Raw genomic sequence first — 24382 nt, forward strand, 5'->3', positions numbered from 1 at the left:
ATAAATATAAAAGTTAGGAAGGAAGCTAAATTAATTTAGCTTTGGGGCAAAAACCCCTCTAAGTCAAAATATTATTTGACAGAATTATAATATAAAATAACTTAAATTACTTTAAAATTAAAATTTTAATATTATTTTTTATCATTAAATATTTCTTTGGATAAATTTTTTCCAATCTTTACTTAAAAGCTTTTTAGGGAGTATAACTATATTCTCTTTACCATTTGTAGCATGATAAACACTAACCCCATATTTACTTGCATAAAATTTCATTAAGAGTTGTTGGAGTTTGTATTCGCTGCTATTATTAAACCAAGCATTGTTGCTTAGAGCTATAATAATTTGTGAATTTTGATAGTTTTGTTCTTTGGTAGCTTCATAACAAATTGCATTTGTAATAATTTGATTGTCTAATTTATATTTGCTTTGTATAGGACCTTGGGAAAATTCTTCAATATTTTTAAGAAAATATTTTTTTATTAAGTCTTTAAAAAATGGAATTTCTTCACCAAAGGGAACTAAAAAATGCTTATTTAAAATATAGACATTGCCTTTTTTAAAGATATACGTGCTATTGTAAGTATGCTCTTTTTCAGTATAAAATGCTCCCGTAATAATGGTAATTTTATAAGATAATTCTTTAAGCATAAGTTCATATTTGGTATTTTTTAAATCAAAAGCAAAAGCGGTTTCAGGCAAGATTACAAGTTCTTTTTTTTCATTTATAGCTTGAAATATATCTTGAATTAGGATATCAGAATTTGATTTTAAATTTTCTTGTAAAAATTTTTGATCTTGAGAGATATTAGTATTGATGAGTTTGTAGTTTAAATTAAGAGTTTGAGCTTGTTTTTCATTATATTGAAATCCACTAAAGAATAAAACAAGAATAATTGCTATTTTATAATATCTTGATATATAACCCTCATAGATGAAATATGCTATTAAAAATATGCAAATAATGCCACGATAACTTGGGTCAAAAAAACCATAAACTGTAAAAATTCCCCAATTAAGCCAATCAAATCCTAAAGGATGGATAAAACTTATGCAAAAAATTCCACAAAGTCTTAAAAAATCAAATTTTAATAAATAACATAATCTAAAAAGTAGTCCATAAATAAAACCAATGATAATTGGTATAATTGGTACTAAATAGTTTAGATTAAAATAAATTGAAGATAAAGCAATCCACCAAAACCAAAGAATCCCTACAAAAAAACCTATCCAAAAATATTGTTTAGAAGTTTTACTTTTTAGGAGTAAAACTAACCCCCAAATAGCTAAAAACGGGCTAATGGTTTGTGTAAAAATATTTTCAAAAAATGATAGATAAATAGAATTTGAAAGTAAAATTGCAATAAAAAAGACTTTTATTATTTTAAAAATGATAGAATTAGTGTTTAATTTTTTTGGAATAAAGGAAAAATATGGCAGAAAATTCAATTTTAACTTCATTGTTACCTCTTGTAGTGTTATTTGCAATTTTTTATTTCTTGGTGATCAGACCGCAACAAAAACAAGCAAAAGCACATAAACAAATGCTTGAGTCTTTGCAAAAGGGAGATAAAATCATCACTAATGGCGGACTTATTTGTGAAGTCGTAAAACCAGAGGAGGATTTTATCAAAGTTAAGCTTAATGAAGACAATGTTACTGCAAAAATTTCAAGAGAATTTATAGCAAAGAAAATTGATGCGTAATTCTAAAATCAATTATCGCTTGATTATTTTTATAGCGGTATTTATTTTTGGAGTAGCTTTTTCACTCCCTTCTTTTTTGCAGTCAGAACGTGGTGCGAAGATTAATTTAGGGCTTGATTTGCAAGGTGGGCTTTATATGCTCTTAGGTGTAGATAATGAAGAAGCTGTAAAATCTAAGATAAAATCAATTGCATCTTCATTGAGTTATTCTTTTAATAAAGAAAATATTTTAAATGATGGCTTAAATACCCATGATGATATTTTAGAATTTACTTTGCTTGATAATGCGGATATTGCAAAAGTTGAAAATTTGCTTAAAGAAATAAAAGGAATTAATATACAAAGTGAAAATATGCACTATAAAATTTCTTTTACCTCAGAAGAAGTAAAAAATATAGAAAATTTTGCACTTTTGCAAGCAGTTGAAACCATAAGAAATAGGCTTGATCAATTTGGTTTAGCAGAGCCAACAGTTGCTAAACAAGGTGATGATAAGATTTTGGTTGAACTTGCAGGGATTAAAACCAAAGAAGATGAACTAAGAGCAAAAGAACGCATCACAAAAGCAGCACATTTACAACTTATGGAAGTTGATGATTCTAAAATGGGTCAAGCTTCCACAATGAGCGACGCTGAGGCTGCGAGTTATGGACTGATTTTAGTGCCTGATTCTAGAAATCCAAATTTAAAATATACCTTAAAAAGCATACCTATTTTAGATGGATCTATGCTTACTGATGCTAGAGTAGGGATTAGTGATAAGAGTAATTATCCTGTGATTAATTTTACTTTAAATGCCGAGGGTTCTAAAAAATTTGCTGATTATACAGGAGCAAATGTTGGAAAGCGTCTTGCTATTGTACTTGATAATAAAGTGTATTCTGCCCCATCTATCAATGAACGCATAGGTGGAGGTAGTGGGCAAATCAGTGGAGCTTTTACCCAAGAAGAAGCGCGTGATGTGGCGGTAGCTTTAAGAAGTGGAGCTTTGCTTGCGCCTGTAAAATTACTTGAACAAAGAAGTATAGGACCATCTTTAGGTGCTGATAGTATTAAAATGAGTATGATAGCCTTAATTGGTGCATCGGTTTTTATTGTAATATTTATGATGATGTATTACGGTGTGGCAGGAATTTTTGCAAATATTGCAATGTTAGTTAATGTTTTGGTAGTAGTGGCTGTTATGGCTATGTTTGGAGCAACTTTAACTTTACCAGGGATGGCAGGACTTGTTTTAACTGTGGGTATGGCAGTAGATGCAAATGTGATTATCAATGAACGCATACGAGAACTCTTGCGAGATGGAGTAAATATAAGAGCTAGTATAGAGCAAGGTTATAAAAATGCTATGAGTGCGATTATAGATTCAAATATCACTTCTTTAGTTACTTCGGTAGCACTTTATGCCTATGGAACAGGAGCAGTTAAAGGTTTTGCTGTGACTTTGGGAATTGGTATCGTTGTTTCTATGATTACAGCTATTTTAGGAACTCATGGAATGTTTGATTATTTTATGCAACGCATAGAAAAAAGTAATAATACAAGATTTTGGTTTGGCTATAGGAGAAGATAATGCAGTTTTTTAGCGAAAAGAAAATTTATGATTTTATGAGAATGCGTTTTGCTGCTATTTCTCTTTCTTTTATTTTGTTTTTTGGTTCTATTTATTTGCTTTGGGATAGGGGTTTGCAATATGGTATTGATTTTAGCGGAGGAACTTTAGTTCAGCTTAAATATGAAAATGCGGCTCCTATAACACAAATTCGAGAAATTTTAGAAAATCAAGGAACTTTTCAAAATTTATCTGTAACTGAATTTGGAAGCAATGAAGAAGTAACCATACGCTTTTTAGGAAGTAATGATAATGTAAGCAATGATATAGGTGAGCATATAAGCACTCTTTTAAAGGATACGGGAAAATTTGAAGTGCGTCGTGCTGATGTGGTAGGTCCAAAAGTAGGTGATGAACTTAGAAATAAAGGACTTATGGCTATAGCTGTATCTTTGATAGCAATTTTAATTTATATAGCGTTGCGTTTTGAGTGGCGTTTTGCTCTCGCGGCTATAATCAGTGAAATTCATGATGTTGTGATTACTTTAGGGGCAATTTCTTTATTTAAAATTGATGTCAATCTAGATACCTTGGCTGCTGTTTTAACTGTGCTTGGGTACTCTTTGAATGATACAATTATTATTTTTGATAGAATCAGAGAAGGCATTAAAACAAGTAAAAAAACCGAACTTGCACCTATTATCAATGAAAGTGTTTCAGCAACTTTATCAAGAACGGTTTTAACTTCAGGGTTAACTTTAGCAACCGTTGTGATACTTTATTTCTTTGGCGGGGAAATGATACAAGGATTTTCTTTGGCTTTAATTGTAGGTATTATAGCGGGAACTTTAAGCTCTATTTTTGTTGCAAGTCCGACATTATTATGGTTTAAATTTAGTGTGCTTGAGTTTAGAAATAAAGAAATTGAAAAAGCAAAAAGAAAACAAGATAAAGAACGCAATCGTGCAATGTATGAAAAAGGAACAGTGTAAGGAGAATTTATGGCTTATGAAGCAAGTTTAATAGAAAAAAAATGGCAAAAAATTTGGGATGAAAATGAATATTTTGAGCCAAAAGATGATTTAAATTTGCCTAAAAAATATATTTTATCGATGTTTCCTTATCCTAGCGGACGCATTCACATGGGGCATGTAAGAAATTATACTATAGGTGATGCTTTAGCAAGATATTATCGCAAGATAGGATTTAATGTTTTACATCCTATAGGTTTTGATAGCTTTGGTATGCCTGCTGAAAACGCAGCTATTAAACATAAAATTCATCCTAAGTCATGGACTTATGAAAATATAGCTTATATGAAAAAAGAACTTTTTTCTTTAGGTTTTTCTTTTTCTAAAAAAAGAATGCTTGCTACTTCAGATCCACTTTATACAAAATTTGAGCAAGAATTTTTTATTAAGATGTTTGAAAAAGGTTTGATTTACACTAAAGAAGCAAATGTGAATTGGTGTGAGCAAGATCAAACGGTTTTGGCTAATGAGCAAGTTGAAGACGGAAAATGTTGGCGTTGTGGTCATGAAGTGGTGCAGAAAAAAATGCCAGGTTATTATGTAAAAATCACTGCTTATGCTGAGGAACTTTTAAAAGATTTAGAAGAATTAAAAGATAAATGGCCTAATCAAGTTTTAACTATGCAAGAAAATTGGATTGGTAAAAGCGAAGGTTTGGAATTTTCTTTAAATTTAGACGAAGAAAGCAAGCAAAAAACCAAAGAAAGTTCTTTAGAAGTTTTTACTACAAGAGCAGATACAATTTATGGAGTTTCGTATATCGCTTTAGCTCCAGAACATAAGATTGTTCAAAATTTGCTTTCGCAAAATTTATTAAATCAAGATGTATTAAATAAAATCAAAACTATTCAAAATCAAAGCCCAAGAGAAAGACAAAGTTCTGAAAAAGAAGGTTATTTTTTAGGAATTTATGCCATTCATCCTTTAAGCGGAGAAAAAATTCCTTTATGGGTGGCTAATTTTGTCTTGGCTGATTATGGTAGTGGAGCGGTTATGGCTGTTCCAGCTCATGATGAAAGAGATTTTGAATTTGCAACAAAATATAATCTTGCCATCAAACAAGTTATTCAAACTCAAGAAAATTTACCTTATACGCAAAAATCAGGAAAATTAATCCATAGTCAAGAATTTGATAATCTTGATTGTAATGAGGCAAGATTAAAAATTATTTCTCAGTTTGAAGCTAAAAATATAGGAAAAAGGGTTGTAAATTTTAAAATTCGTGATTGGGGTGTTTCGCGTCAAAGATATTGGGGTGCGCCTATTCCTATGATTAAATGTCAAAGCTGTGGTATAGTACCTCAAAAACTAGAAAATTTACCTATTACTCTGCCTGAAGATGTGCAAATTACAGGAGAGGGCAATCCACTTGATAAACATCCAACTTGGAAAAATTGTATTTGTCCCAAATGTGGCAAAGAGGCTCAAAAAGAAAGCGATACTTTAGATACTTTTTTTGAAAGTTCTTGGTATTTTACACGTTTTGCAAGTGATGAGAAAACTTGGCAGGAAAAAGCTTTAGATGAAAAAAGTGTGAAGTATTGGATGAGTGTGGATCAATATATAGGTGGTATTGAACATGCAATCTTGCATTTACTTTATGCGAGATTTTTCCAAAAAGCTTTAAGAGACTTGGGTTATTTAATACAAAATGAACCTTTTGATAGACTTTTAACTCAGGGTATGGTGTTAAAAGATGGTGCTAAAATGTCAAAATCAAAAGGCAATGTTGTAGATCCTGATGAGATTATAGAAAAATACGGTGCTGATACCGCAAGACTTTTTATACTTTTTGCCGCACCTCCGGCTAAAGAGCTTGAATGGAATGATGATGCGGTTGAAGGGGCTTATAGATTTATTTGTAAACTCTATGATAGGGCGCAAAATGTTAAAAAAGGTGAGCTTGTAGAATTAAAACAAGAAAATTTAAACAAAGAAGAAAAATATGCAAGATTAAAAGTGTATGAAGCTTTGAAAAAATCTTTTGAAGTTTATCATCAAAGTTTTGCTTTTAATACTTTAATTGCAGCTTGCATGGAAGCTTTAAATGCTTTAGCGCTTTGTAAAAATGAAGCTTTGGAGCAAGAGGCTTTTTATATTATTTTAAATATTTTAGAGCCTATTATTCCTCATGTTTGTTTTGAGCTTAGCGAGGAGCTTTTTAAATGTAAAAATTTCAAAAAATTAGAACTTAAAGAAGAGGTTTTTGTAAAAGATACTTTAAATTTGGCTGTAAGTATTAATGGTAAAAAAAGGGCTGAATTTGAAATTTCAAGTAGTGCGAGTAAAGAAGAAATTTTAACTTTTGCAAAAGAAAATACTGCTAAATGGCTTGAAGGTAAAAATATAGTTAAAGAAATTTATGTGGAAGGAAAGCTAGTTAATCTAGTGATTAAATGAAAAAGATTTTAATTTTTTGCATAGGTTTATTTTTAGGTGCTTGTGGATATGTTCCTACATCAAAGATTGCTAATAATATTTTCGATGAGAAAGTTTATGTTAATGTTGAATTAAGTCAACAAGACCCAAAAAATAGCATCTATGTTGCCGATACTTTAAAAGAAATGGTAATTTCAAAATTAGGGCGTAAACTTGCTTTAAAACACGAGGCAGATGATGTAATTAATGTTAAAATGAATAATTTAGAATTTATTCCTTTAGCTTATGATAAAAATGGCTATGTCATTAGTTATAAAGCTAAATTAAATTTAGATTTTAATGTTGTCTTTAAAGATGGTTCAAGTCAGGCTTTTAGTACAAGTGGAAGTTATAATTTTGAAATTTCTCCAAATAGTATTATTAGTGATTCTGCAAGGTATGAGGCTATTCGAGCAGCTTCAAGCGAGGCATTTGATGAGTTTATTTCCGTAATTGCTATTAAAGGGCAAAAACGTGATTCCAAATACTAATGAAATGGCAAAGCAAACTTTAATTGCATTAAAAGAAAGAAAACTAAAACCAACTCCTGAAAATTATACGGAAATTTTTGAAGAATTATCTTTAAAATATGGTATCACAAGCTCAAATAAAGCTAAACTTGACAAATACAAAACCTTGCTTTTACCGATTTATCAACAAGAATTAAATTCTAAAACTATAAGAAGTTTAGAAGAACTAATTAGTTTTTTAATTTCTGTTTTAAATAGACAAAGCGGAAAACAATTTAGTGAATTTTTTGATTTTTTATATACCATATCTAAAACTTTGCAAATAAGTAAGGATAAAAAGATAAGAGATTTGGCTAAGGTGACTTCGATTAGAATTTCTAAAACTATGGATAGTGAAAGTATTTACTTGCTTACCAAAAAATGGAAAGAGCTTGAAAGAAATTATGATGAAAATAATTTAGAAGAACAAGCTCGTAAATATGGCATTAGCAAATATGATGATTATGATAGCGTGATTAAAAAACTCTTAGTTAAACTTGAAGAGCGTAGTTATGAGCACTTTAGTGAATTATTATGCTTGGGTTTAAATCCTTCATTGGTGGAAGATTTAAAAATTCAAGGTTTTATACAAAATTTAACACAAAAGCCTTTTGTAATAGGCGAAGAAAATTTTAAAAACGAACTAATGGAATTTATCAATCATCGCATAATGGTTGATAATATGTATGTCCAAAAAAATTTAAATTTTTTTAATGATAATCTAAAAAAAATCTATGAATTGCTTATTTTGCTTAATAAATCAAATGAACAAAACATGGATTTTATCAATACCTTAAAACCAGATGAAAATGGGGAAGTAAAACTTAGTTTTGAGGATTTAAAACTAAAATTTAAACAACTTGGAGAAAAAATTACATCTTTAAATAATCAAATTGAATTCACGCAAAGTTTGGAGGAGAGAGAGGCTTGGAGTGTTCTTAAAGAGCTTGATAAAATGGATGAAAATTTTAATAAGTATAAAGTTAATTACTCTTTAGCTTTATTTTCTATAGTAAATTACCGTTTCATTATGGAAAAATATGGTATGGGAAGTTTGAATGAAATTTTTGTTCGATTTAAAAAAATTTTAAAAGATTCTTGTAGCGAATTTGATGAACTATGGATGATAGATGAAAAGAGTTATTTGATTGTTTCGCCAGGAAAAAGTAAAGATGAGATTACACGGCTTGTAAATACAAATCTTAAAACTATAGAAAATTTTAGATTTATTTATAAGCAAGATATTATAACTCCTAAAATTCAAGTGGCTTATCTTGATAAGCAAAGTAAGCCAAGTATTAATATTTTAGATGAGTTAATAAAGCAAATTACAGCGGTTAATGAGCAATATAATGAAAGTTGAGAATTTTTTAGCCCAAAAAAGTATAAATTACGATAAAATTGACCGTTTTTTGATGTTTAGAATGTATGAAAAATATAAGAAATGTTTTAAAAATATTCCTATAATCCAACTTATAGGCACAAATGGTAAAGGTAGCACGGGTAGATATTTAACCCAACTTTTAGAAAATTTAAATTATAAAATAGGGCATTATACTAGCCCGCACATTTTCAGTTTTAATGAAAGATTTTATCTTGGTGGTAAGATTGCGAATGATGAAGAATTAGAACAAGCTCATATAAGACTTGAAGAAATTTTTAAACAAGACTTGCAAAAATTAAGTTATTTCGAATATGCTACTTTTTTAGCTATGATTTTATTTCAAAAATGCGATTTTATTGTTTTAGAAGCAGGAGTGGGTGGAGAATATGATGCTACTTCTGTTTTTGAAAGAAGAATGAATATTTTTACAAGAATTGGATTTGACCATATTCAAATTTTGGGCAATTCTTTAGAAGATATTGCAAGAACCAAGCTTAAAGTTATGGCGCCTATAGCACTTATAAGTGATGAGCAAGAGCAAAATGTTTTAAATTTAGCAAAAAAAATTGCTTTTTTAAAAAAAGCTAATTTGCAAGTTTCTTCCTTAAATCCTTTTTTGAAAGAAAAATTTGAGATTTATTGTAAAAAGTTTGTTTTACCTTGTTTTTTAAAGCATAATTTAAAGCTTGCATTAAAGGCTTGTGAAATTTTAACTTCGCAAGAAAAAACCTTAGAAGCTTTAAAAAAGTTACAAGAGTTAAATTTGCAAGGAAGATGCCAAGAAATTTCTCCAAATTTTTTTGTTGATGTGGGTCATAATCCCATGGCTGCTAAGGCTATGCTTGATAAATTTCAAGGAGAAAAAATAAATCTTATTTATAATGCTTATTTGGATAAGGATATTTTTCAAATTTTAAATGCATTAAAGCCTATTATTGATACAATACAAATATATAAATATAAAAGTTCAGAACGAAAGCTGGCTGATGATGAAATTTATAGTATTGCATCAAAGCTAGGCATACAATGTAAAGAATTTGTAAAATTAGAAGAAAATAAAAAAAATCTAGTTTTTGGCTCTTTTATGCTGGTAGAAAATTTTTTAAAGGAGTGGTGTGGTAAAAAATAAATTCACTATTACCATTACAGATATTAACGGTTCAAGACATTTTTATTTAAATCAAATAATCAAAAAAATAGTTTTTTATACTATTGCTTTTATTGTTTTATTTTTATTTTTTAGTGGTTTTTATATCAAATATCTCGATAGCAAACTTAGTGATATCAGTGAAAAGCGTGAGGAGCTTTTGAAAAAAAGTAAAGAATTGGAATTATCTAATTCGCAAATGCAAAAAAGCATAGAAGAAAAAACTCAGCAGTATGCAGCTATAGAAGATAAAATAGCTTCTTTTGAAGAGGCTTTGGGCTTAGAAGCAGAAAATAATCTTACAATTAGTGCAAGACTTGATAATCTTCAGCTTACCAATGAGCAGCAACTTGGAATTTTGGGACAAATTCCTAATGGATGGCCTATTGAAAATAAGGGTATTACGGGAAATTTTGGCTGGAGAGAGCATCCGCTTTTAAAAAGAAGGGAATTTCATCCTGGCATTGATTTAAGAGCAGAAATTGGTACTCCTATTTATGCACCAGCAAGTGGAGTGGTGGAATTTTCAGGTTATAGTGATAATGGCTATGGCTATAATGTAATTTTATTGCATAATTTTGGTTTTAAAACAGTATTTGCTCATATGATGCGCAAAGAAGTAGTCAAAGCAGGTCAATTTGTTAATAAAGGGCAGTTGATAGGTTATAGTGGCAATACAGGTCTTTCTACGGGACCGCATTTGCACTATGAGGTAAGGTTTATTAATAAAACTTTAGAACCTTTGTACTTTTTAAATTTGCAAAGAAAAAATATGAATGATTTTTTTAATCAAGAAAGGAGAGTTCCATGGCAATCTTTAATAAAGGCGGTATCAGCCCAACATCCAGCTCTAGCTCAGAAACAACAGTAATTTCTTCAGGTGCGAGAATTGAGGGTAAATTTTATTTTGCTTCTATGCTTCATGTTGATGGAGAGTTAAGTGGTATTATTCATTCTGAAAGTATTGTAGTTATCGGAAAAAATGGAAATTTAAAAGGTGAATTACAAGCAGATAAAATTGTAGTAAATGGGTATTTTGAAGGGCAGCTTGAGGCTAATAGTTTAGAAATTTTAGCGGGCGGAGTTGTTAATGGCGATATTTCAACGCAAAAAATTTCTATAGAAAATGGCGGTCGCTTTAATGGAACTAGTAAAATTAAAGAAGATACTATCAAACTTATTGAAAATAACAACGAAGAATAATGCAAGCTTCATTTTATGAATACTTACAAAATCCAAAAATTTGTGAACTTTTGCTTTGTAAAGATGAAAAACAAGCAGATTTGCTCGCTCAAGTTTCACGATTTAAGGGTTTAAAAACCTTTGTTTTACCTGATTTTAGAGCGCAGTTTGGAGATGATTTAAGGGCTTTTTCCAAAGAACTTTTTGATCTTTGCAAGATTTTAAATGCTTATCATAAAGAAGAAGAAAAAAAAATCCTTATTTCTCCTTTAAATACTGTTTTAAAAAAACTTCCTTCAAAAAAACATTTGCAAAATTATTATATCGATAAAAAACAAAATTTTGATTTGAAATGTTTTGAAGATGAAATTTCAAGATTGGGATACGAATTTGTAGATATAGTTCAGGATAAAGGTGAAATTTCAATTCGTGCGGATATTATTGATATTTTTTGTATCAATGAAGAAAATCCTATTAGAATTTTACTTTTTGGCGAAGAGATTGAAAGCATAAGATATTTTGATTTGCAAAGTCAAAAGTCTATTCCTAATGAACTAGAACATTTTGAAATTTGTCCTTTTTTAAAATATTTTGACAAAGAAAATTATGAAATTTTTAAGGACAAATTAGAAGATTTTCAAAGCGATACTTTAATACATGATATCAATTCTTTAGGGTTTTGGTGTATTGATGATTTTTTTGATTATTTAGAACTTGATTTTTTAGCTTGTGAAAAGTTTGATATTAATGAATATGAAAAAGATATAAGTTTTGTGAATGCAAAAATTTTACCTCAAGCTAAAAAATTTAAAGAATTGCAAAGTTCTTACAATAAAGATTTTTTTGAATTTCATAAAAATAAAAAAATCACACTTTTAGCTAAAAATGAAGCTTTGTTTAAAGCTTTGGAGCTTGAAGATACTCAAAATATCCATTTTGTAAAAAGTGATTTAAGGCTTAATCTTATTAGTCCTGAAGAGCTAATCATTTCTTTAAATCAAAAAGAAAAACAAAAAACAAGAAAAAAAGCTAGTTTGATTATAGATGAGCTTAAAAATGGGGATTATATAGTACACGAAGATTATGGGGTAGGTAAATTTTTAGGTCTTGAGATGATAGTGATAAGCGGAGCAAAAAAAGAGTTTGTTGCTATAGAGTATCAAAATTCTGATAAGCTTTTATTGCCAGTGGAAAATCTTTATTTAATTGATAAATATTTGGGCGTGAGTGGATCTATTCCAAGTTTAGACAAACTAGGTAAAACAAGCTTTATTAAACTTAAAGAAAAATTAAAAACTAAACTTTTAGCCATAGCTTCTGAAATTGTTATTATGGCAGCTAAAAGATCTTTGGTGCAAGCAAAAAAAATCACAGTGGATTTAAATAGACAAGCTGATTTTATAGCTAGTGCGGGTTTTATTTATACAAGCGATCAAGAGAAAGCTTGTCATGAAATTTTGCAAGATTTTCAAAGTGGAAAAGTCATGGATAGGCTTTTAAGCGGTGATGTGGGTTTTGGAAAAACTGAAGTTGCCATGAATGCTATTTATCCAGTGGTTAAAAGTGGATTTTGCGCATTTTTATTTGCGCCTACAACTTTGCTTTCTCATCAGCATTATAAAACCTTAAAAAAGCGTTTTGATCCTTTTGGTATAAAGGTTTTTAAACTTGATCGCTTTACAAGTAGTGCAGAAAAAAAACAAGTTTTACAAAATTTAAAAGAAAATAAAGCTTGTGTAGTTGTAGGAACTCATGCGCTTTTAAGTGTAGAATGTGAAAATTTAGCTCTTGTTATTATTGATGAAGAGCATAAATTTGGAGTGAAGCAAAAAGAAAAGCTTAAGGAAATCACTCAAAATTCACATATTTTATCTATGTCAGCAACTCCTATACCAAGAAGCTTAAATCAAGCTTTAAGCTCTATAAAATCTTATAGTGTTTTGCAAACTCCACCAGAAGATAGGATGGATGTAAGAACCTTTGTTAAAGAAAATGATGACGCGCTTTTAAAAGAAGTTATAGCAAGAGAGTTAAGACGTGGTGGGCAAATTTTTTATATTCATAATCATATTGCAAGTATAGAGCAGTGTAAAAAACATTTATTAGAACTTTTTTCTACTTTGCGTATTTTGATTTTACATTCTAAAATCGATGCCAAGGTGCAAGAAGAAGAAATGTTAAAATTTGAAAACAAAGAATATGATTTGCTTTTAAGTACCTCTATCGTAGAAAGTGGGATTGATTTACCTAATGCAAATACTATTATAGTAGAAAAAAGCGATCGTTTTGGTATAGCTGATCTACATCAATTGCGTGGGCGTGCGGGAAGAAGTGATAAGCAAGGTTATTGTTATTTTTTAATCGAAGATAAAAATACTATCACAAAAGATGCTTTAAAGCGTCTTGTTTCCTTAGAAAGCAATTCTTTTTTGGGCGCAGGTTCTGTTTTGGCTTATCATGATCTTGAAATTCGTGGCGGTGGAAATTTATTAGGTGTGGATCAAAGTGGACATATCGAGCAAATTGGATATAGTTTATATCTTAAAATGTTAGAAGATGAACTTAATGCTTTAAGTAAAAATGAAGTGGATCAAAAAGAAAATAAACTTGATTTAAAACTCAATGTTAATGCCTTTTTAAATAGCGAGCTTATCAGTGAAGATCGCCTAAGATTAGAACTTTATAGAAGACTTAGCAAGTGCGAGCAAGTTCATGAGGTTTATGAGATTGAAGGTGAAATTGAAGATCGCTTTGGAAAACTTGACATTTATACTAAGCAATTTTTATCTTTGATTATTATTAAAATTTTAGCTTTAAATAAATTTAAAAGTATTAGCAATTATGAGCAAAATATTCAATTTACTGCTTTAAATGATGAAAAAGAACTCATCAAAGCAAAAAGCAAAGACGATGATGATATTTTAGAGGCAATTTTAACGCATTTAAGAAAGGCTTAAAATGGATTGGAATAAAACTTATGCAGCAATTTATAGAGCAAGAAAAGACTATTTAAAGCCTATTTTTGAAATCGATCCTATCACTTTAAAAGATTTAGTAGGTATGGAAAGTCAAAAAAAAGCACTTTATGAAAATACTTTAAATTTCATTCAAAATAAGGGAGCAAATCACGCACTTTTATGGGGATCTAAGGGCACTGGAAAATCAAGCTTAATTAAAGCTACATTTAATGAATTTAAAGAACAGGGCTTAAGACTTGTCGAATTAAATAAAGAAGATTTATTTGCCTTAGCAGATATCATCGATGAAATCAGATTAGAAAATTTTAAATTCATACTTTTTTGTGATGATTTTTCTTTTGAGAAGGGAGATGATAGTTATAAATTTTTAAAACCTTTACTTGAGGGAAGCATAGAAAAAGCCCCAAATAATATAATTATTTATGCAAGTTCAAATCGTAGGCATTTATTAAGTGAAAGCATTATTGATAATCTTGATACGCAAATTGCACATACAGAACTTCATTTAAGCGAGGCTGCTGAAGAAAGATTAAGCTTGAGCGATAGATTTGGTTTGTGGTTAAGTTTTTATCAGGGAAATTTAGAAGAGTATTTAAAGATGATAGATTTTTATTTTAAAGATTATTCTTGTGATAAAGAGCTTTTACACACTAAAGCTAAAGAATTTGCTACTCTAAGAGCAAGTAGAAGTGGTCGTACTGCAAAGCAATTTTATTTGGCTTTTAAGGAGAATTTTAAATGACTGGAGCGCAAATTTTTACCAAGCTTTTAAATTTGGATTTAAATTATCATGATTTTGATTGGCTTGAAAATCAAGGATTGAGTGAATTTGAGCTTTTAATTTCTGTGATTTTAACTCAAAATACAAATTGGAAAAATGTCTTAAAAGCTTTAGAAAATTTAAAAAAAGAAAATATTGCAAGCTTAGAACAAATCAATGCTTTATCCAATTTAGAACTTGCAACTTTAATTAAGCCTAGCGGATTTTATAATACCAAAGCCAAGCGTTTAAAAGGCTTAGTAGAAAGTATCACAAACACTTATGAAAATTTAGAAAATTTTAAAACAAATGTAAGCAGAGAGTGGCTTTTAAATATCAAAGGTTTGGGTTTTGAAAGTGTTGATGGTATTTTAAATTATCTTTGTAAAAGAGAGATTTTGGTTGTAGATAATTATAGTTTGCGTTTGGCTTTTCACTTAGGCTATGAGTTTGAAAATTATGAAGAATTAAGAGAATTTTTTCAAAGTGGTATAGAAAGTGAGCAAGAAAATTTGTGTAAAATTTTAGGGAGAAAATGCGAACTTTACGAACTTTATCAAATTTTTCATGCTTTGATCGTAGCTTTTGCAAAACAGAGTTTTAAAGGACAAAAATTAAGCTCTAAGGGTGAAGAATGGATCAAAATTTTAAAGGAAGATTTATGAAAGCAAAAGGAAGCGAACTTATACCTGTTTTAACTATAGCAGGGAGTGATTGTAGTGGTGGAGCAGGGATACAAGCCGATCTTAAAACCTTTAGTGCGCACAATCTTTTTGGTATGAGTGTGGTTTTAAGTGTGGTAGCTGAAAATACCGCAAGGGTGATTTCTGTACACGATATACCTACTCAAAGCGTGGACGAACAAATGCTTGCCGTGTTTGAAGATATAGCGCCAAAGGCAACTAAAATTGGAATGATAGGTTCTTGTGAATTAATGAGCTGTGTAGCTAAAAATTTAAGCGAGTTTAAACCTCAAAACATAGTGATCGATCCTGTAATGTTTGCTAAAAATGGTTATGCTTTAATGCCGCAAGAAAATTGTGATTTTTTCAAGCAAACCATAGTAAAATTTGCAGACATTCTTACGCCTAATATTCCTGAAGCAGAGTTTTTATGTGGTTTTAAGATCACTAATGAAGAGCAGATGATAAAGGCAGCTAAGCATTTATGTAGCTTGGGGGCTAAGGCAGTTTTACTTAAAGGCGGACATAGTGAAGAAAATGCCAATGATGTGCTTTATGATGGAAAAGAAATTTATATTTTAAAAGGCGAACGCATAGAAACTAAAAATACTCATGGTACAGGTTGTACGCTTTCTTCGGCTATTGCTAGTAATTTAGCTAAAGGCAAGGATTTATTTCATGCCGTTAGTGAAGCTAAAGAATATGTAAGAAATGCGATTTATTATTCACTCAATCTTGGAAAAGGTTGTGGTCCTACAAATCATTTTTTCAAGTTTTTAGATGAAAAATAAATTAGATCTTAGTCTTTATCTAGTTGCCTCTCAGGGAAATAAAAGCGAGGAGTGTTTTTTAAATACTTTAGAAAATGCTATAAAAGGCGGAGTGAGTATCATACAACTTCGTGAAAAAGAGCTTAATGCAAGAGAATTTTATAAACTAGGTTTAAAGGTACAAAAACTTTGCAAGGCCTATAAAATACCTTTTTTGATTAACGATAGAGTGGACATAGCTTTAGCCTTAGATGCTGATGGGGTGCATTTAGGGCAGGAAGATTTAGAAGTAAAACTAGCTAGAAAGCTTTTAGGAGATGAAAAAATCATAGGCTTAAGCCTTAAAAAGCTAGAACAACTTGAGTTTATACAGGGAGCAAATTATCTAGGTTGTGGAGCTATTAAGGCAACACCTACTAAAGAAAGTTCGCTTTTAAGTCTTGAGCTTTTAAGTCAAATTTGTGATAAAAGTCCTATAGGGGTTGTAGCTATAGGAGGGATTGATAAAGAAGCACTTGTTGAGTTAAAGGGTATAAATTTAAGCGGTGTGGCTGTGGTTAGGGCGATTATGGATGCTAAAGATGCTTTTTTGGCAGCTAAAGATCTAAAGTGTAAAATCTATGAAAATTTACCTCTTAAATGAAACTCCTTTTGAAGGGGTGGAAAATCTTATTTTAAATGAGATTGTTTTTTATGATTTTAGTGTGGATTTGAGTTTATATGATGCTTTAATCTGCACCTCAAAAAATGCTTTAAAAGCTTTGCAACATGCAAAAATCACTTTAAATTTCAAACTCAATTTATACGCTGTGGGACAAAGTACAGCTCAATACGCTAAAAATTTAGGTTTTAAAAAGATTAAAATTCCATCAAAGGCTTACGGAAAAGATCTTTTTCTTGAATTTAAAGAGGAATTAAAAACGCAAAAATGTTTGTATTTAAGGGCTAAAAATATTGTTTCGACTTTAAATTTGGATCTTAAAAATGCAGGTGTGGATTTAGATGAAATGATTGTTTATGAAAATGTTTTTAAAAAAGGTGATAAAAAACTTACTCATCCTGCTATTTTTATATTTACCTCTCCTTTAAGTGTAGAAAATTTTTTAAAATTTTATAGCTTAAAAGAAGAAGATAAGGTTGTAGTTATAGGACAAAGCACAGCAAAGAAGCTTTTAAATTTTAAAAATCTTTATATATGCGAAAATCAAAGTCTTTTAGAGTGTGTTAAGCTTGCTAAGACTTTGGTTTAATTTTTTAAATTCCAAAAATTTTCTTTGGGATAAATGATAATGCTTTTTGTGAGTAAAATTTCATCATTGACGTTTTTATCACGATTTAAAGCAATGCTAATGTGGGCTATAATAACACCATCTTTGCTTAAATTTGCATCGGGATTAAAGTTGGAAAATTTAAAATTAACACATTGTGCAATAGGATAAAAATATTTTATTTTAATCAAAGCTTTTGCGTAATTAAAATATATATTATCTAAACATTCTTTATTTTCTTGCTTTGCTTGATATAAAAAATATTTAGAAAATTGTGTTGCATTATGACTTAAAATTTGAGCTTGAAGGTAGTAATAACTATCTTGGATTATTTTTGGAGTGTAGCTGGATATGTTTAAGGTTAAGCTCATCCATAGACTTATTAGTAATATTAAAAAAATTGTCCAAATTAAAACATAAGCTTTTTTCATAGTAAAATTCTTTTTTCAAGGCAAAATGTTGTTTGTCTTTTTAGGCAAATTTTTAATTTATTGTTTTGCAGGTTAAATGAGCTTATGTTTTTAGAAATTAATCCTTGTTGGTTTAATTGTTCATTAAATTTTGGCTTTATTTCATATATAAGTCCTTCATTTTGCAATTTGATAACTAATTGAGCTTGCAAAGGAATAAAACTACCTGTAAAATTTGCAGATATACCATTTTCCAAGATGGATATTTTTTCAATCTTATTAATTTTATAAGCATAGCCAATATGTTCATTGTCGTTATATAAATCTTTTCTGTTTTGGAGTTGTGTTTTAAAATCAGAATGAGGTGAATAAAGTGTATGATTATTTTCTAAAATAAGAGCAGAGTTAATAAGATAAAGTTTATTATCTTTTAGGCTAATTAACTCATCTTTTAAAAGACATTTTAATGTATTTTGTGAAAATGTAATATTAATACAGTTTTGTATTAATTTTTCTATTTTAAGCAAGTTTAAATGTGTTTGAGTGATAAGATTGTTTGTATGTAAAGCAGTGAAATTTAAATGATAAAAATCCATTAAAGGTTTTGAAAGTAAGCTAGTTATAAAAGTAAAAAGTATTAGTGATATTATAAGTTCAAAAAGTGTAAAAGCTTTGCTCATTCTTTAAAATAAACGCTATAATTTTGATCTTGAAAGTATAATTTTTGAAATTGAAATATACCATCATTAACAAACTGTTCTTGTAAAACTATAGGTTTTAAGGCTGAAGTTTGAAGTATGATGGTTTTAAAAATGGGCTTTTCATATAATTCTTCTTGAAGTTTATAGAGTCTTTCAAAAATATTTAAATTTTCATAGTTTTTGTAAAGTTGAGTATAGTAATAAAAAATACCAATGAAAATTAAAGATATGATCGTTATAGCACTAATACTTTCTATAAGTATGAAAGCCTTTTTCATTTAGCGCTGCTAGCATTTATGGCTTCAAAAAAACTTCCGCGAATTCCTTTTTGTTCGAGTATTTTTATGCCTTTTATTGTAACTCCGCCAGGGGAGCAAATATTTTCTTTGATAATAGCTGGATGTTCATGTTCTAGTAAAGTACTAGAGCTTTTAAATAAAGAGCGCGTAAGATTGAGACTAAGTTCTTTTGACAAACCTTCATAAACTCCAGCATTAGCAATACTTTCTGCTATAAGTGCTAAAAAAGCAGGAGCGCAGCCGCTAATCGCCATAGCTGCATTCATTTGTATTTCATTATCTAATTTATAAGCCGAGCCAAAAGTTTTTAAAATGTCTAAAATTTCATTTTCAAAATGAGAGTTTTTAAGTATATATGGTGTGGTTGAAGCCTTGTATTTAGCTGCTGTATTAGGCATTATTCTAACATAATTTTGAGCTTTGATGGTTTGTAGTTTTTCAAAATCAACATTGGCTAAAACAGAGATTAAGATACGTGCTTGTCCTTTTAGTATTTGAGCAATATTTTCTAAAGCATAGGGTTTAAATGCTAAAATAACATCTTTACCTTCTATGTTAAAATCTTTGTAAAGTAAGGTTTTAAAGCCTTCTTTGGTGAGGGCTTGAAGTTTTTCTATACTTCTTCCTACTATACAAATTTCATAATCATCTTTTAATCCATAGGCTAAGGCTGTTGCCATAGCTCCATTTGCAAGTATATAGAGCATTATTTTTTAATATAATTAGCAATTTGATCAGCTTGAAAAAAGTCCGGATAATTAACTGTATCTAGTATCACTTGTACCATAGTATTATTATCAAGATTAATGACTACTGGAGCTAGAAAATTCACTGTCGATTCTTCAATGCTTTTTGCTATGGCTACTATATTAAAAATTTTCATATTAGATTCAGGTGTTAAAGAAAGAAGCTCTTGATAATAAGTTGGTATATCAAATTCATAATCAGGTCTAATTAAATAAGGATTAATTAAAACAAAAGAAAAGTCTTTACCATCAAGACTTTTAAGTCTTACAAATACTTCATCGATAGTTGAAAATTCCATATTTTTGGTTTCTTCAAAACCTAAGATAGGGCATTTAACAGCTAGGGTCATGTTTTCTCCTCAAGTTATAATGTTTAATATTTTAACATAAAATAAGCAATAATCATTCCAAAATTTTAAATTATTTAATTAATTTTATTATAATTTTAGAAGAACATAATTATAAAATCGTTAAAATATAGATTTTTGAGAATATAAATCAAGGTGAAGTATGAAAAAAGGTATTTTTTTATTGGTTTTTTTATTGGTTTTTTTTAATGCGTGTAGTACGAAAAATGATGAAGGTTTATACAATCTTAGTGCTAGTGAGTGGTATAAGCAAATTATTAAAGATTTGCAGGACAAGGATTTGGAAAAAGCCGATGATCATTATAATGGTATGGCAAGTGAGCACGTTGCCGATCCTTTATTGGAAACTACTTTAATTATTTTAGCACAAGCTCATATGGATGAAGAGGAATATAAGTTAGCTGAATTTTATTTAGATGAATATAATAAAAAATTTGGAAATTCACGCAATGCTGATTATATTCGCTATCTTAAAATTAAAGCAAAATTTGATGCATTTGCAGTGCCAAATCGTAATCAGGCTTTAATGCTTGAAAGCCAAAAAGAAATAGATACTTTTTTGAAAGATTATCCTTATACAGAATATGAACCTTTGGTTCAGACAATGCTTACAAAATTTAATTTAGCGGTTTTTTATCTTAATAGTACTATAGAAAATCTATACCAGCGCATAGGGCATGATGAAAGTGCACAAATTTATAAACAAAGACTTCAAGAAAGTGAATTTTATCAGCAAAGTATTATCAAACCTGAGCTTCCTTGGTATAGAAGTATATTTGAAAGATTTTAATAAACAAGGAAAATAAATGCAGATTGAAGAGATACAAAATTATCCAGCAAATTTACCAGTATTGGTTGAAGATGAATTATTTTTATATCCTTTTATGATAACTCCTATTTTTATTAACGATTCATCCAATATGAAAGCTTTAGATCTTGCGATTAAAAATGATAGTATGCTTTTTGTTGCACCTTCAAGGTTGGAAAATGGAAGAAATTTTGATGAAATCTATAATTGTGGAGTGATTGGGACTATCATGCGAAAAGTTCCTTTACCTGATGGAAGAGTGAAAATACTTTTTCAAGGATATGCTAAGGGTAAAATTATAGAGCAAGTTTCTAATAAACCTTTGGAAGCCAAGATAGAACTTATAAAAGAAGACTTTTTAGAAGGAACTAAAAAAGAAGCACTTCTTGAAGTTTTAAAAGAGAAGGTAAAAAATTTGGCAAATATTAGTCATTATTTTTCTCCGGATCTTTTAAGAACAATTGAAGAAGGCTTTGATGCATCTAGGATTTGTGATTTGATTTTAAATACTGTGCGTATTAAAAAACAAGTTGCTTATGAGTTTTTTGTTTTAACAGATCTTGAGCAAAAATTAGTAAAATTAATAGATTTAATTGCTCAAGAAATAGAAGCCAATAAAATTCAAAAAGAAATTAAAAACAAAGTACATTCTCGTATTGACAAGGTAAATAAAGAATATTTTTTAAAAGAACAATTAAGACAAATTCAAAAAGAGCTTGGTTCTGATACACAAAAAGAAGATGAGGTTAGAGAATATCAAAAGCGTCTGGAGTTAAAGAAGAAATTTATGCACGAAGACGCTTATAAAGAAATCAAAAAACAAATTGAAAAATTCGAACGCATTCATCAAGATAATTCCGAAGCATCGATGATTCAAACTTACATAGAAACAGCATTAGATATTCCTTTTGAAAAAATTTCTAAGAAAAAACTTGATATTAAAGAAGTTTCAAAACAGCTCAACCATGATCATTATGCATTAAATAAACCAAAAGAACGCATAGAAGAATATTTTGCAGTTAGGGAACTTTTAGAAAAAAGAAAAATAGCAGAAAAAGATGGTGCTAAAGTTATACTTTGTCTTTATGGGCCTCCTGGCGTGGGTAAAACTTCACTGGCAAATTCTGTTTCAAAAGCTTTAAAAAGAGAGCTTATTCGTATAGCCTTAGGTGGACTTGAAGATGTTAATGAGCTGCGTGGTCATCGTAGAACTTATATAGGCGCTATGCCTGGACGTATTACCCAAGGACTTATAGAGGCAAAACAAATTAATCCTGTAATTGTATTGGATGAAATTGATAAATTAAATCGCAGTTTTAGAGGAGATCCAAGTGCGGTGCTTTTAGAAATTTTAGATCCAGAGCAAAATTCTAAATTTAGGGATTATTATTTAAATTTTAATATTGATTTAAGTAAAGTCATTTTTATAGCAACGGCAAATGATATTAGCAATATTCCTGCACCTTTAAGAGATAGAATGGAATTTATAGAACTTAGCTCTTATACTCCAAGTGAAAAATTTCATATAATGAAAAAATATTTAATTCCAGATGAGCTTAAAAAACATGGCTTAAAATCCAATGAATTATCTATTGGTGATGAAACTATAGAGTTAATCATTAGTGATTATACTCGTGAATCAGGAGTTAGAAATTTGCGTCGCAAAGTGGCAGAGTTGTGTCGTAAGAGTGCTAAAAAACTACTTTTAGAAAATATTAAAAAAGTCATTATTAATACAAAAAATTTGAATGAATTTTTAGATAAAAAAGTTTTTGAAATAGAAAAAAATAATGGAGAAAATCAAGTAGGTCAGGTTAATGGTTTGGCTTGGACAAGTGTAGGTGGAGATGTTTTAAAAGTAGAGGCTGTAAAAATTAAAGGTAAAGGAGAATTAACGCTCACGGGAAGTTTGGGTGATGTAATGAAAGAATCAGCTAGAATTGCTTTTAGCATGATAAAAGTTTTAATCGATGAAGGAAAAATAAAAATACCTAAAAAAATAATTATCGATCCTAAAGTTAATGTTTATGATAGTTATAATATTCATATACATGTGCCAGATGGAGCTACTCCAAAAGATGGCCCAAGTGCAGGCATTACGATAAGCACAGCTATTGCTTCTATTTTTAGTGATAGAAAGGTTAAAGCAGATATTGCAATGACAGGTGAAATAGATTTAAAAGGAAAAGTTTTACCAATAGGTGGATTAAAAGAAAAATTAATTGCAGCTTATAAAGCAGATATAAAAATAGCTTTAATCCCAAGAAAAAATTACGAAAGGGATTTAAAAGATATTCCTAGTGAGGTTAGAGACAATATGGAAATCATTGCTGTTGATACTTTTAGTGATGTTTTAGAATATACTTTGGTTTAATTTTATTTTGAGAATAAATGTATATAAAAGCAAACTTTTTACAAGTTTGCTTTTAAAAGATTATAGTCCTTCAAAAGGATTATTGATTACTTCTTTTCTATCCACTATATAAGGGATAAGAGCTACATGTCTTGCACGTTTGATTGCAACTTCTACCATTTCTTGGTATTTTTTGCTTGTACCTGTTAAACGGCGTGGCATGATTTTAAATCTTTCAGATAAAGCATGTTTTAACATTGCTGTATCTTTATAATCAATAAATTCAACTTTTGCTTCAGTGTATTTGCAATATTTGCGAGAGTATTTTCTTTTTTCTGCCATAGTTTATCCTTTAAAATGGTAAATTAGTATCATCGCTATCATAAGCATCGATATCAATTTCTTTTAATTTTTCTTCGTGTTGTGGGTTTTGGTTTCTTTGTGGAGCAGGGTTTGTTTTTGCTTTATTAAAATTTTGATTTTCACTCATATAAGGATCATAGCTTTGATTTTCATAGTTTCCACTATAATTGTTGTTTGAAAAGCTATTATTGCCAATTCCACCTTGTTGTGGAGCATTGGAATTGCCAAGCATTTCCATATTTTCAACTTGAATGCTATGTTTAGAGCGATTTTGTCCATTTTGATCACTCCATTGTTCAAATCTTAAACGTCCTTCTATGAGTACTTTTGAACCTTTTGTAAGGTATTGGTTTGCAACTTCTGCGGTGCGACCATAAAAGCTTATATCAATAAAGCAAGTTTCTTCTCTTTTTTCTCCATTTGTGGTAAATCTTCTTGTTACTGCTATAGCGGAAGCTCCAATAGCACTACCGCTTTGTGCATAACGCATTTCTATATCACGTGTAAGATTTCCAACCAAAACAACTTTGTTAAACATCTTTTTCCTTATTGAATTTCAGGAGCATCTAAAGGTTTGATTTCTTTTTTAGATTGCTTAATCCCGTGGCTTAGTTTTTCCCAAGCTGCAATTTCTTTTTTGCTTTCATATTTTACGATTAAAAATCTTATTACTTCTTCAGTGATTCTTAACACCCTTTCAAGCTCAGCGATCAAATTTGTAGGAGCTTTGAAATAAATCACAAAATAAGTTCCTCTTTCGTATTTTTTGATTTTATACGCTAATTTTCTAGTGCCCATTGGAACAACAGTTTCAATTTCTGCACCATTTTTGGTTAGGACTTCTTTAACGAATTCCAACTTCGCATTCACTTCCTCTTCGGTAAGTGTTGGTTTTAAGATAAATAAAACCTCATAATGTTTCATCTTTTCTCCTTATGGATATTAAAGC

General features: G+C 29.6%; 25 protein-coding genes and 1 pseudogene. 17 read left to right on the top strand and 9 right to left on the bottom strand.

Annotated features, from left to right (window positions below; all coding sequences use genetic code 11):
- Positions 1 to 131: 131 nt before the first annotated feature.
- Positions 132 to 1458, bottom strand: a pseudogene (locus ELQ12_RS01110) (apolipoprotein N-acyltransferase).
- Between ELQ12_RS01110 and yajC the strand changes: the two are divergent.
- Genes yajC through ELQ12_RS01185 form a run of 15 tightly spaced genes read left to right on the top strand, consistent with a single transcriptional unit; the run spans position 1431 to position 17367 of the window.
- Positions 1431 to 1703 carry a preprotein translocase subunit YajC gene (gene yajC / locus ELQ12_RS01115; protein ID WP_002786346.1) on the top strand — a complete coding sequence of 91 codons (273 nt, stop codon included), beginning with the start codon at positions 1431 to 1433 and terminating at the stop codon, positions 1701 to 1703. The pseudogene ELQ12_RS01110 and the gene yajC sit on opposite strands and share 28 nt — an antisense overlap.
- Positions 1696 to 3276, top strand: a complete 1581-nt coding sequence (gene secD / locus ELQ12_RS01120) for a protein translocase subunit SecD (RefSeq protein ID WP_002855740.1) — start codon at positions 1696 to 1698, stop codon at positions 3274 to 3276. The genes yajC and secD overlap by 8 nt, the downstream gene beginning before the upstream one ends.
- A complete protein-coding gene (gene secF / locus ELQ12_RS01125; protein WP_002858025.1) occupies positions 3276 to 4247 on the top strand; it encodes a protein translocase subunit SecF in 972 nt (323 codons plus the stop codon). The genes secD and secF overlap by 1 nt, the downstream gene beginning before the upstream one ends.
- A 9-nt stretch (positions 4248 to 4256) precedes the next feature.
- Positions 4257 to 6686, top strand: a complete 2430-nt coding sequence (gene leuS, locus ELQ12_RS01130; RefSeq protein ID WP_134264512.1) for a leucine--tRNA ligase — start codon at positions 4257 to 4259, stop codon at positions 6684 to 6686.
- Complete coding sequence (gene lptE / locus ELQ12_RS01135; protein WP_002860199.1) at positions 6683 to 7195, top strand: LPS assembly lipoprotein LptE; 513 nt, start codon at positions 6683 to 6685, stop codon at positions 7193 to 7195. The genes leuS and lptE overlap by 4 nt, the downstream gene beginning before the upstream one ends.
- On the top strand, positions 7179 to 8576 hold the full coding sequence (locus tag ELQ12_RS01140; RefSeq protein ID WP_134264513.1) for a hypothetical protein: 1398 nt from the start codon (positions 7179 to 7181) through the stop codon (positions 8574 to 8576). Before lptE ends, ELQ12_RS01140 begins: the two co-directional genes overlap by 17 nt.
- Entirely contained in the window at positions 8566 to 9726 is a 1161-nt protein-coding gene (locus tag ELQ12_RS01145) for a folylpolyglutamate synthase/dihydrofolate synthase family protein (RefSeq protein WP_070286176.1), read from the top strand. The genes ELQ12_RS01140 and ELQ12_RS01145 overlap by 11 nt, the downstream gene beginning before the upstream one ends.
- Positions 9713 to 10615, top strand: a complete 903-nt coding sequence (locus ELQ12_RS01150) for a M23 family metallopeptidase (protein ID WP_134264514.1) — start codon at positions 9713 to 9715, stop codon at positions 10613 to 10615. Before ELQ12_RS01145 ends, ELQ12_RS01150 begins: the two co-directional genes overlap by 14 nt.
- Positions 10552 to 10947 carry a polymer-forming cytoskeletal protein gene (locus ELQ12_RS01155; RefSeq protein WP_002868630.1) on the top strand — a complete coding sequence of 132 codons (396 nt, stop codon included), beginning with the start codon at positions 10552 to 10554 and terminating at the stop codon, positions 10945 to 10947. The genes ELQ12_RS01150 and ELQ12_RS01155 overlap by 64 nt, the downstream gene beginning before the upstream one ends.
- Positions 10947 to 13883, top strand: coding sequence for a DEAD/DEAH box helicase (locus ELQ12_RS01160; protein ID WP_134264515.1), 2937 nt, complete (start codon positions 10947 to 10949; stop codon positions 13881 to 13883). Before ELQ12_RS01155 ends, ELQ12_RS01160 begins: the two co-directional genes overlap by 1 nt.
- A gap of 1 nt (position 13884) precedes the next feature.
- On the top strand, positions 13885 to 14646 hold the full coding sequence (locus ELQ12_RS01165; protein WP_070261226.1) for an ATP-binding protein: 762 nt from the start codon (positions 13885 to 13887) through the stop codon (positions 14644 to 14646).
- Complete coding sequence (locus tag ELQ12_RS01170; RefSeq protein WP_070261225.1) at positions 14643 to 15329, top strand: endonuclease III domain-containing protein; 687 nt, start codon at positions 14643 to 14645, stop codon at positions 15327 to 15329. Before ELQ12_RS01165 ends, ELQ12_RS01170 begins: the two co-directional genes overlap by 4 nt.
- The gene (gene thiD, locus ELQ12_RS01175; protein ID WP_002870538.1) at positions 15326 to 16138 is read left to right on the top strand and encodes a bifunctional hydroxymethylpyrimidine kinase/phosphomethylpyrimidine kinase; all 813 of its coding nucleotides are present in this window, start codon (positions 15326 to 15328) and stop codon (positions 16136 to 16138) included. The genes ELQ12_RS01170 and thiD overlap by 4 nt, the downstream gene beginning before the upstream one ends.
- Positions 16128 to 16760, top strand: a complete 633-nt coding sequence (gene thiE / locus ELQ12_RS01180; protein ID WP_052949318.1) for a thiamine phosphate synthase — start codon at positions 16128 to 16130, stop codon at positions 16758 to 16760. The genes thiD and thiE overlap by 11 nt, the downstream gene beginning before the upstream one ends.
- A complete protein-coding gene (locus ELQ12_RS01185) occupies positions 16738 to 17367 on the top strand; it encodes a uroporphyrinogen-III synthase (RefSeq protein ID WP_002870540.1) in 630 nt (209 codons plus the stop codon). Before thiE ends, ELQ12_RS01185 begins: the two co-directional genes overlap by 23 nt.
- Here ELQ12_RS01185 and ELQ12_RS01190 read toward each other — a convergent pair.
- Genes ELQ12_RS01190 through fliW form a run of 5 tightly spaced genes read right to left on the bottom strand, consistent with a single transcriptional unit; the run spans position 17364 to position 19891 of the window.
- Complete coding sequence (locus tag ELQ12_RS01190; protein ID WP_002870542.1) at positions 17364 to 17816, bottom strand: hypothetical protein; 453 nt, start codon at positions 17814 to 17816, stop codon at positions 17364 to 17366. The genes ELQ12_RS01185 and ELQ12_RS01190 overlap by 4 nt on opposite strands.
- Positions 17813 to 18475, bottom strand: coding sequence for a hypothetical protein (locus tag ELQ12_RS01195; protein ID WP_070242927.1), 663 nt, complete (start codon positions 18473 to 18475; stop codon positions 17813 to 17815). The genes ELQ12_RS01190 and ELQ12_RS01195 overlap by 4 nt, the downstream gene beginning before the upstream one ends.
- Positions 18472 to 18774: a transformation system protein gene (locus ELQ12_RS01200; protein WP_002855822.1), complete on the bottom strand. Its 303-nt coding sequence runs from the start codon at positions 18772 to 18774 to the stop codon at positions 18472 to 18474. Before ELQ12_RS01200 ends, ELQ12_RS01195 begins: the two co-directional genes overlap by 4 nt.
- Positions 18771 to 19502, bottom strand: a complete 732-nt coding sequence (locus ELQ12_RS01205; RefSeq protein ID WP_002870544.1) for a pyrroline-5-carboxylate reductase — start codon at positions 19500 to 19502, stop codon at positions 18771 to 18773. Before ELQ12_RS01205 ends, ELQ12_RS01200 begins: the two co-directional genes overlap by 4 nt.
- On the bottom strand, positions 19502 to 19891 hold the full coding sequence (gene fliW, locus ELQ12_RS01210; protein ID WP_002852982.1) for a flagellar assembly protein FliW: 390 nt from the start codon (positions 19889 to 19891) through the stop codon (positions 19502 to 19504). Before fliW ends, ELQ12_RS01205 begins: the two co-directional genes overlap by 1 nt.
- 160 nt (positions 19892 to 20051) lie before the next feature.
- On the opposite strand from fliW, the gene ELQ12_RS01215 reads away from it, so the two are divergent.
- The gene (locus tag ELQ12_RS01215) at positions 20052 to 20699 is read left to right on the top strand and encodes an outer membrane protein assembly factor BamD (RefSeq protein ID WP_002870545.1); all 648 of its coding nucleotides are present in this window, start codon (positions 20052 to 20054) and stop codon (positions 20697 to 20699) included.
- 16 nt (positions 20700 to 20715) lie between these two features.
- A complete protein-coding gene (lon, locus tag ELQ12_RS01220; RefSeq protein ID WP_070261224.1) occupies positions 20716 to 23091 on the top strand; it encodes an endopeptidase La in 2376 nt (791 codons plus the stop codon).
- A gap of 60 nt (positions 23092 to 23151) precedes the next feature.
- On the opposite strand, the gene rpsR is transcribed toward lon, so the two are convergent.
- The 3 genes from rpsR to rpsF are packed head-to-tail and all read right to left on the bottom strand — an operon-like array spanning position 23152 to position 24357.
- The gene (rpsR, locus tag ELQ12_RS01225; RefSeq protein WP_002853032.1) at positions 23152 to 23412 is read right to left on the bottom strand and encodes a 30S ribosomal protein S18; all 261 of its coding nucleotides are present in this window, start codon (positions 23410 to 23412) and stop codon (positions 23152 to 23154) included.
- 10 nt (positions 23413 to 23422) lie between these two features.
- On the bottom strand, positions 23423 to 23971 hold the full coding sequence (locus tag ELQ12_RS01230) for a single-stranded DNA-binding protein (protein WP_134264516.1): 549 nt from the start codon (positions 23969 to 23971) through the stop codon (positions 23423 to 23425).
- 8 nt (positions 23972 to 23979) lie between these two features.
- Positions 23980 to 24357 (bottom strand): 30S ribosomal protein S6, encoded by a 378-nt coding sequence (rpsF, locus tag ELQ12_RS01235; RefSeq protein WP_053872673.1) that lies wholly within the window; start codon positions 24355 to 24357, stop codon positions 23980 to 23982.
- Positions 24358 to 24382 lie beyond the last annotated feature (25 nt).

The organism is Campylobacter sp. US25a (assembly GCF_004379075.1).
In the GTDB taxonomy this organism is placed as follows: Bacteria; Campylobacterota; Campylobacteria; order Campylobacterales; family Campylobacteraceae; genus Campylobacter_D; species Campylobacter_D jejuni.

Excerpts from the sequence above, each read along its gene's own strand:
- secD (WP_002855740.1), top strand. The coding sequence starts at position 1,696 with ATGCGTAATTCTAAAATCAATTATCGCTTGATTATTTTTATAGCGGTA.
- ELQ12_RS01185 (WP_002870540.1), top strand. The coding sequence starts at position 16,738 with ATGAAAATTTACCTCTTAAATGAAACTCCTTTTGAAGGGGTGGAAAAT.
- leuS (WP_134264512.1), top strand. The coding sequence starts at position 4,257 with ATGGCTTATGAAGCAAGTTTAATAGAAAAAAAATGGCAAAAAATTTGG.
- ELQ12_RS01230 (WP_134264516.1), bottom strand. The coding sequence starts at position 23,971 with ATGTTTAACAAAGTTGTTTTGGTTGGAAATCTTACACGTGATATAGAA.
- ELQ12_RS01195 (WP_070242927.1), bottom strand. The coding sequence starts at position 18,475 with ATGAGCAAAGCTTTTACACTTTTTGAACTTATAATATCACTAATACTT.
- fliW (WP_002852982.1), bottom strand. The coding sequence starts at position 19,891 with ATGACCCTAGCTGTTAAATGCCCTATCTTAGGTTTTGAAGAAACCAAA.
- yajC (WP_002786346.1), top strand. The coding sequence starts at position 1,431 with ATGGCAGAAAATTCAATTTTAACTTCATTGTTACCTCTTGTAGTGTTA.
- rpsF (WP_053872673.1), bottom strand. The coding sequence starts at position 24,357 with ATGAAACATTATGAGGTTTTATTTATCTTAAAACCAACACTTACCGAA.
- lon (WP_070261224.1), top strand. The coding sequence starts at position 20,716 with ATGCAGATTGAAGAGATACAAAATTATCCAGCAAATTTACCAGTATTG.
- ELQ12_RS01215 (WP_002870545.1), top strand. The coding sequence starts at position 20,052 with ATGAAAAAAGGTATTTTTTTATTGGTTTTTTTATTGGTTTTTTTTAAT.
- ELQ12_RS01200 (WP_002855822.1), bottom strand. The coding sequence starts at position 18,774 with ATGAAAAAGGCTTTCATACTTATAGAAAGTATTAGTGCTATAACGATC.
- ELQ12_RS01160 (WP_134264515.1), top strand. The coding sequence starts at position 10,947 with ATGCAAGCTTCATTTTATGAATACTTACAAAATCCAAAAATTTGTGAA.
- ELQ12_RS01155 (WP_002868630.1), top strand. The coding sequence starts at position 10,552 with ATGGCAATCTTTAATAAAGGCGGTATCAGCCCAACATCCAGCTCTAGC.
- thiE (WP_052949318.1), top strand. The coding sequence starts at position 16,128 with ATGAAAAATAAATTAGATCTTAGTCTTTATCTAGTTGCCTCTCAGGGA.
- ELQ12_RS01190 (WP_002870542.1), bottom strand. The coding sequence starts at position 17,816 with ATGAAAAAAGCTTATGTTTTAATTTGGACAATTTTTTTAATATTACTA.
- lptE (WP_002860199.1), top strand. The coding sequence starts at position 6,683 with ATGAAAAAGATTTTAATTTTTTGCATAGGTTTATTTTTAGGTGCTTGT.
- ELQ12_RS01205 (WP_002870544.1), bottom strand. The coding sequence starts at position 19,502 with ATGCTCTATATACTTGCAAATGGAGCTATGGCAACAGCCTTAGCCTAT.
- ELQ12_RS01170 (WP_070261225.1), top strand. The coding sequence starts at position 14,643 with ATGACTGGAGCGCAAATTTTTACCAAGCTTTTAAATTTGGATTTAAAT.
- secF (WP_002858025.1), top strand. The coding sequence starts at position 3,276 with ATGCAGTTTTTTAGCGAAAAGAAAATTTATGATTTTATGAGAATGCGT.
- rpsR (WP_002853032.1), bottom strand. The coding sequence starts at position 23,412 with ATGGCAGAAAAAAGAAAATACTCTCGCAAATATTGCAAATACACTGAA.
- thiD (WP_002870538.1), top strand. The coding sequence starts at position 15,326 with ATGAAAGCAAAAGGAAGCGAACTTATACCTGTTTTAACTATAGCAGGG.
- ELQ12_RS01145 (WP_070286176.1), top strand. The coding sequence starts at position 8,566 with ATGAAAGTTGAGAATTTTTTAGCCCAAAAAAGTATAAATTACGATAAA.
- ELQ12_RS01165 (WP_070261226.1), top strand. The coding sequence starts at position 13,885 with ATGGATTGGAATAAAACTTATGCAGCAATTTATAGAGCAAGAAAAGAC.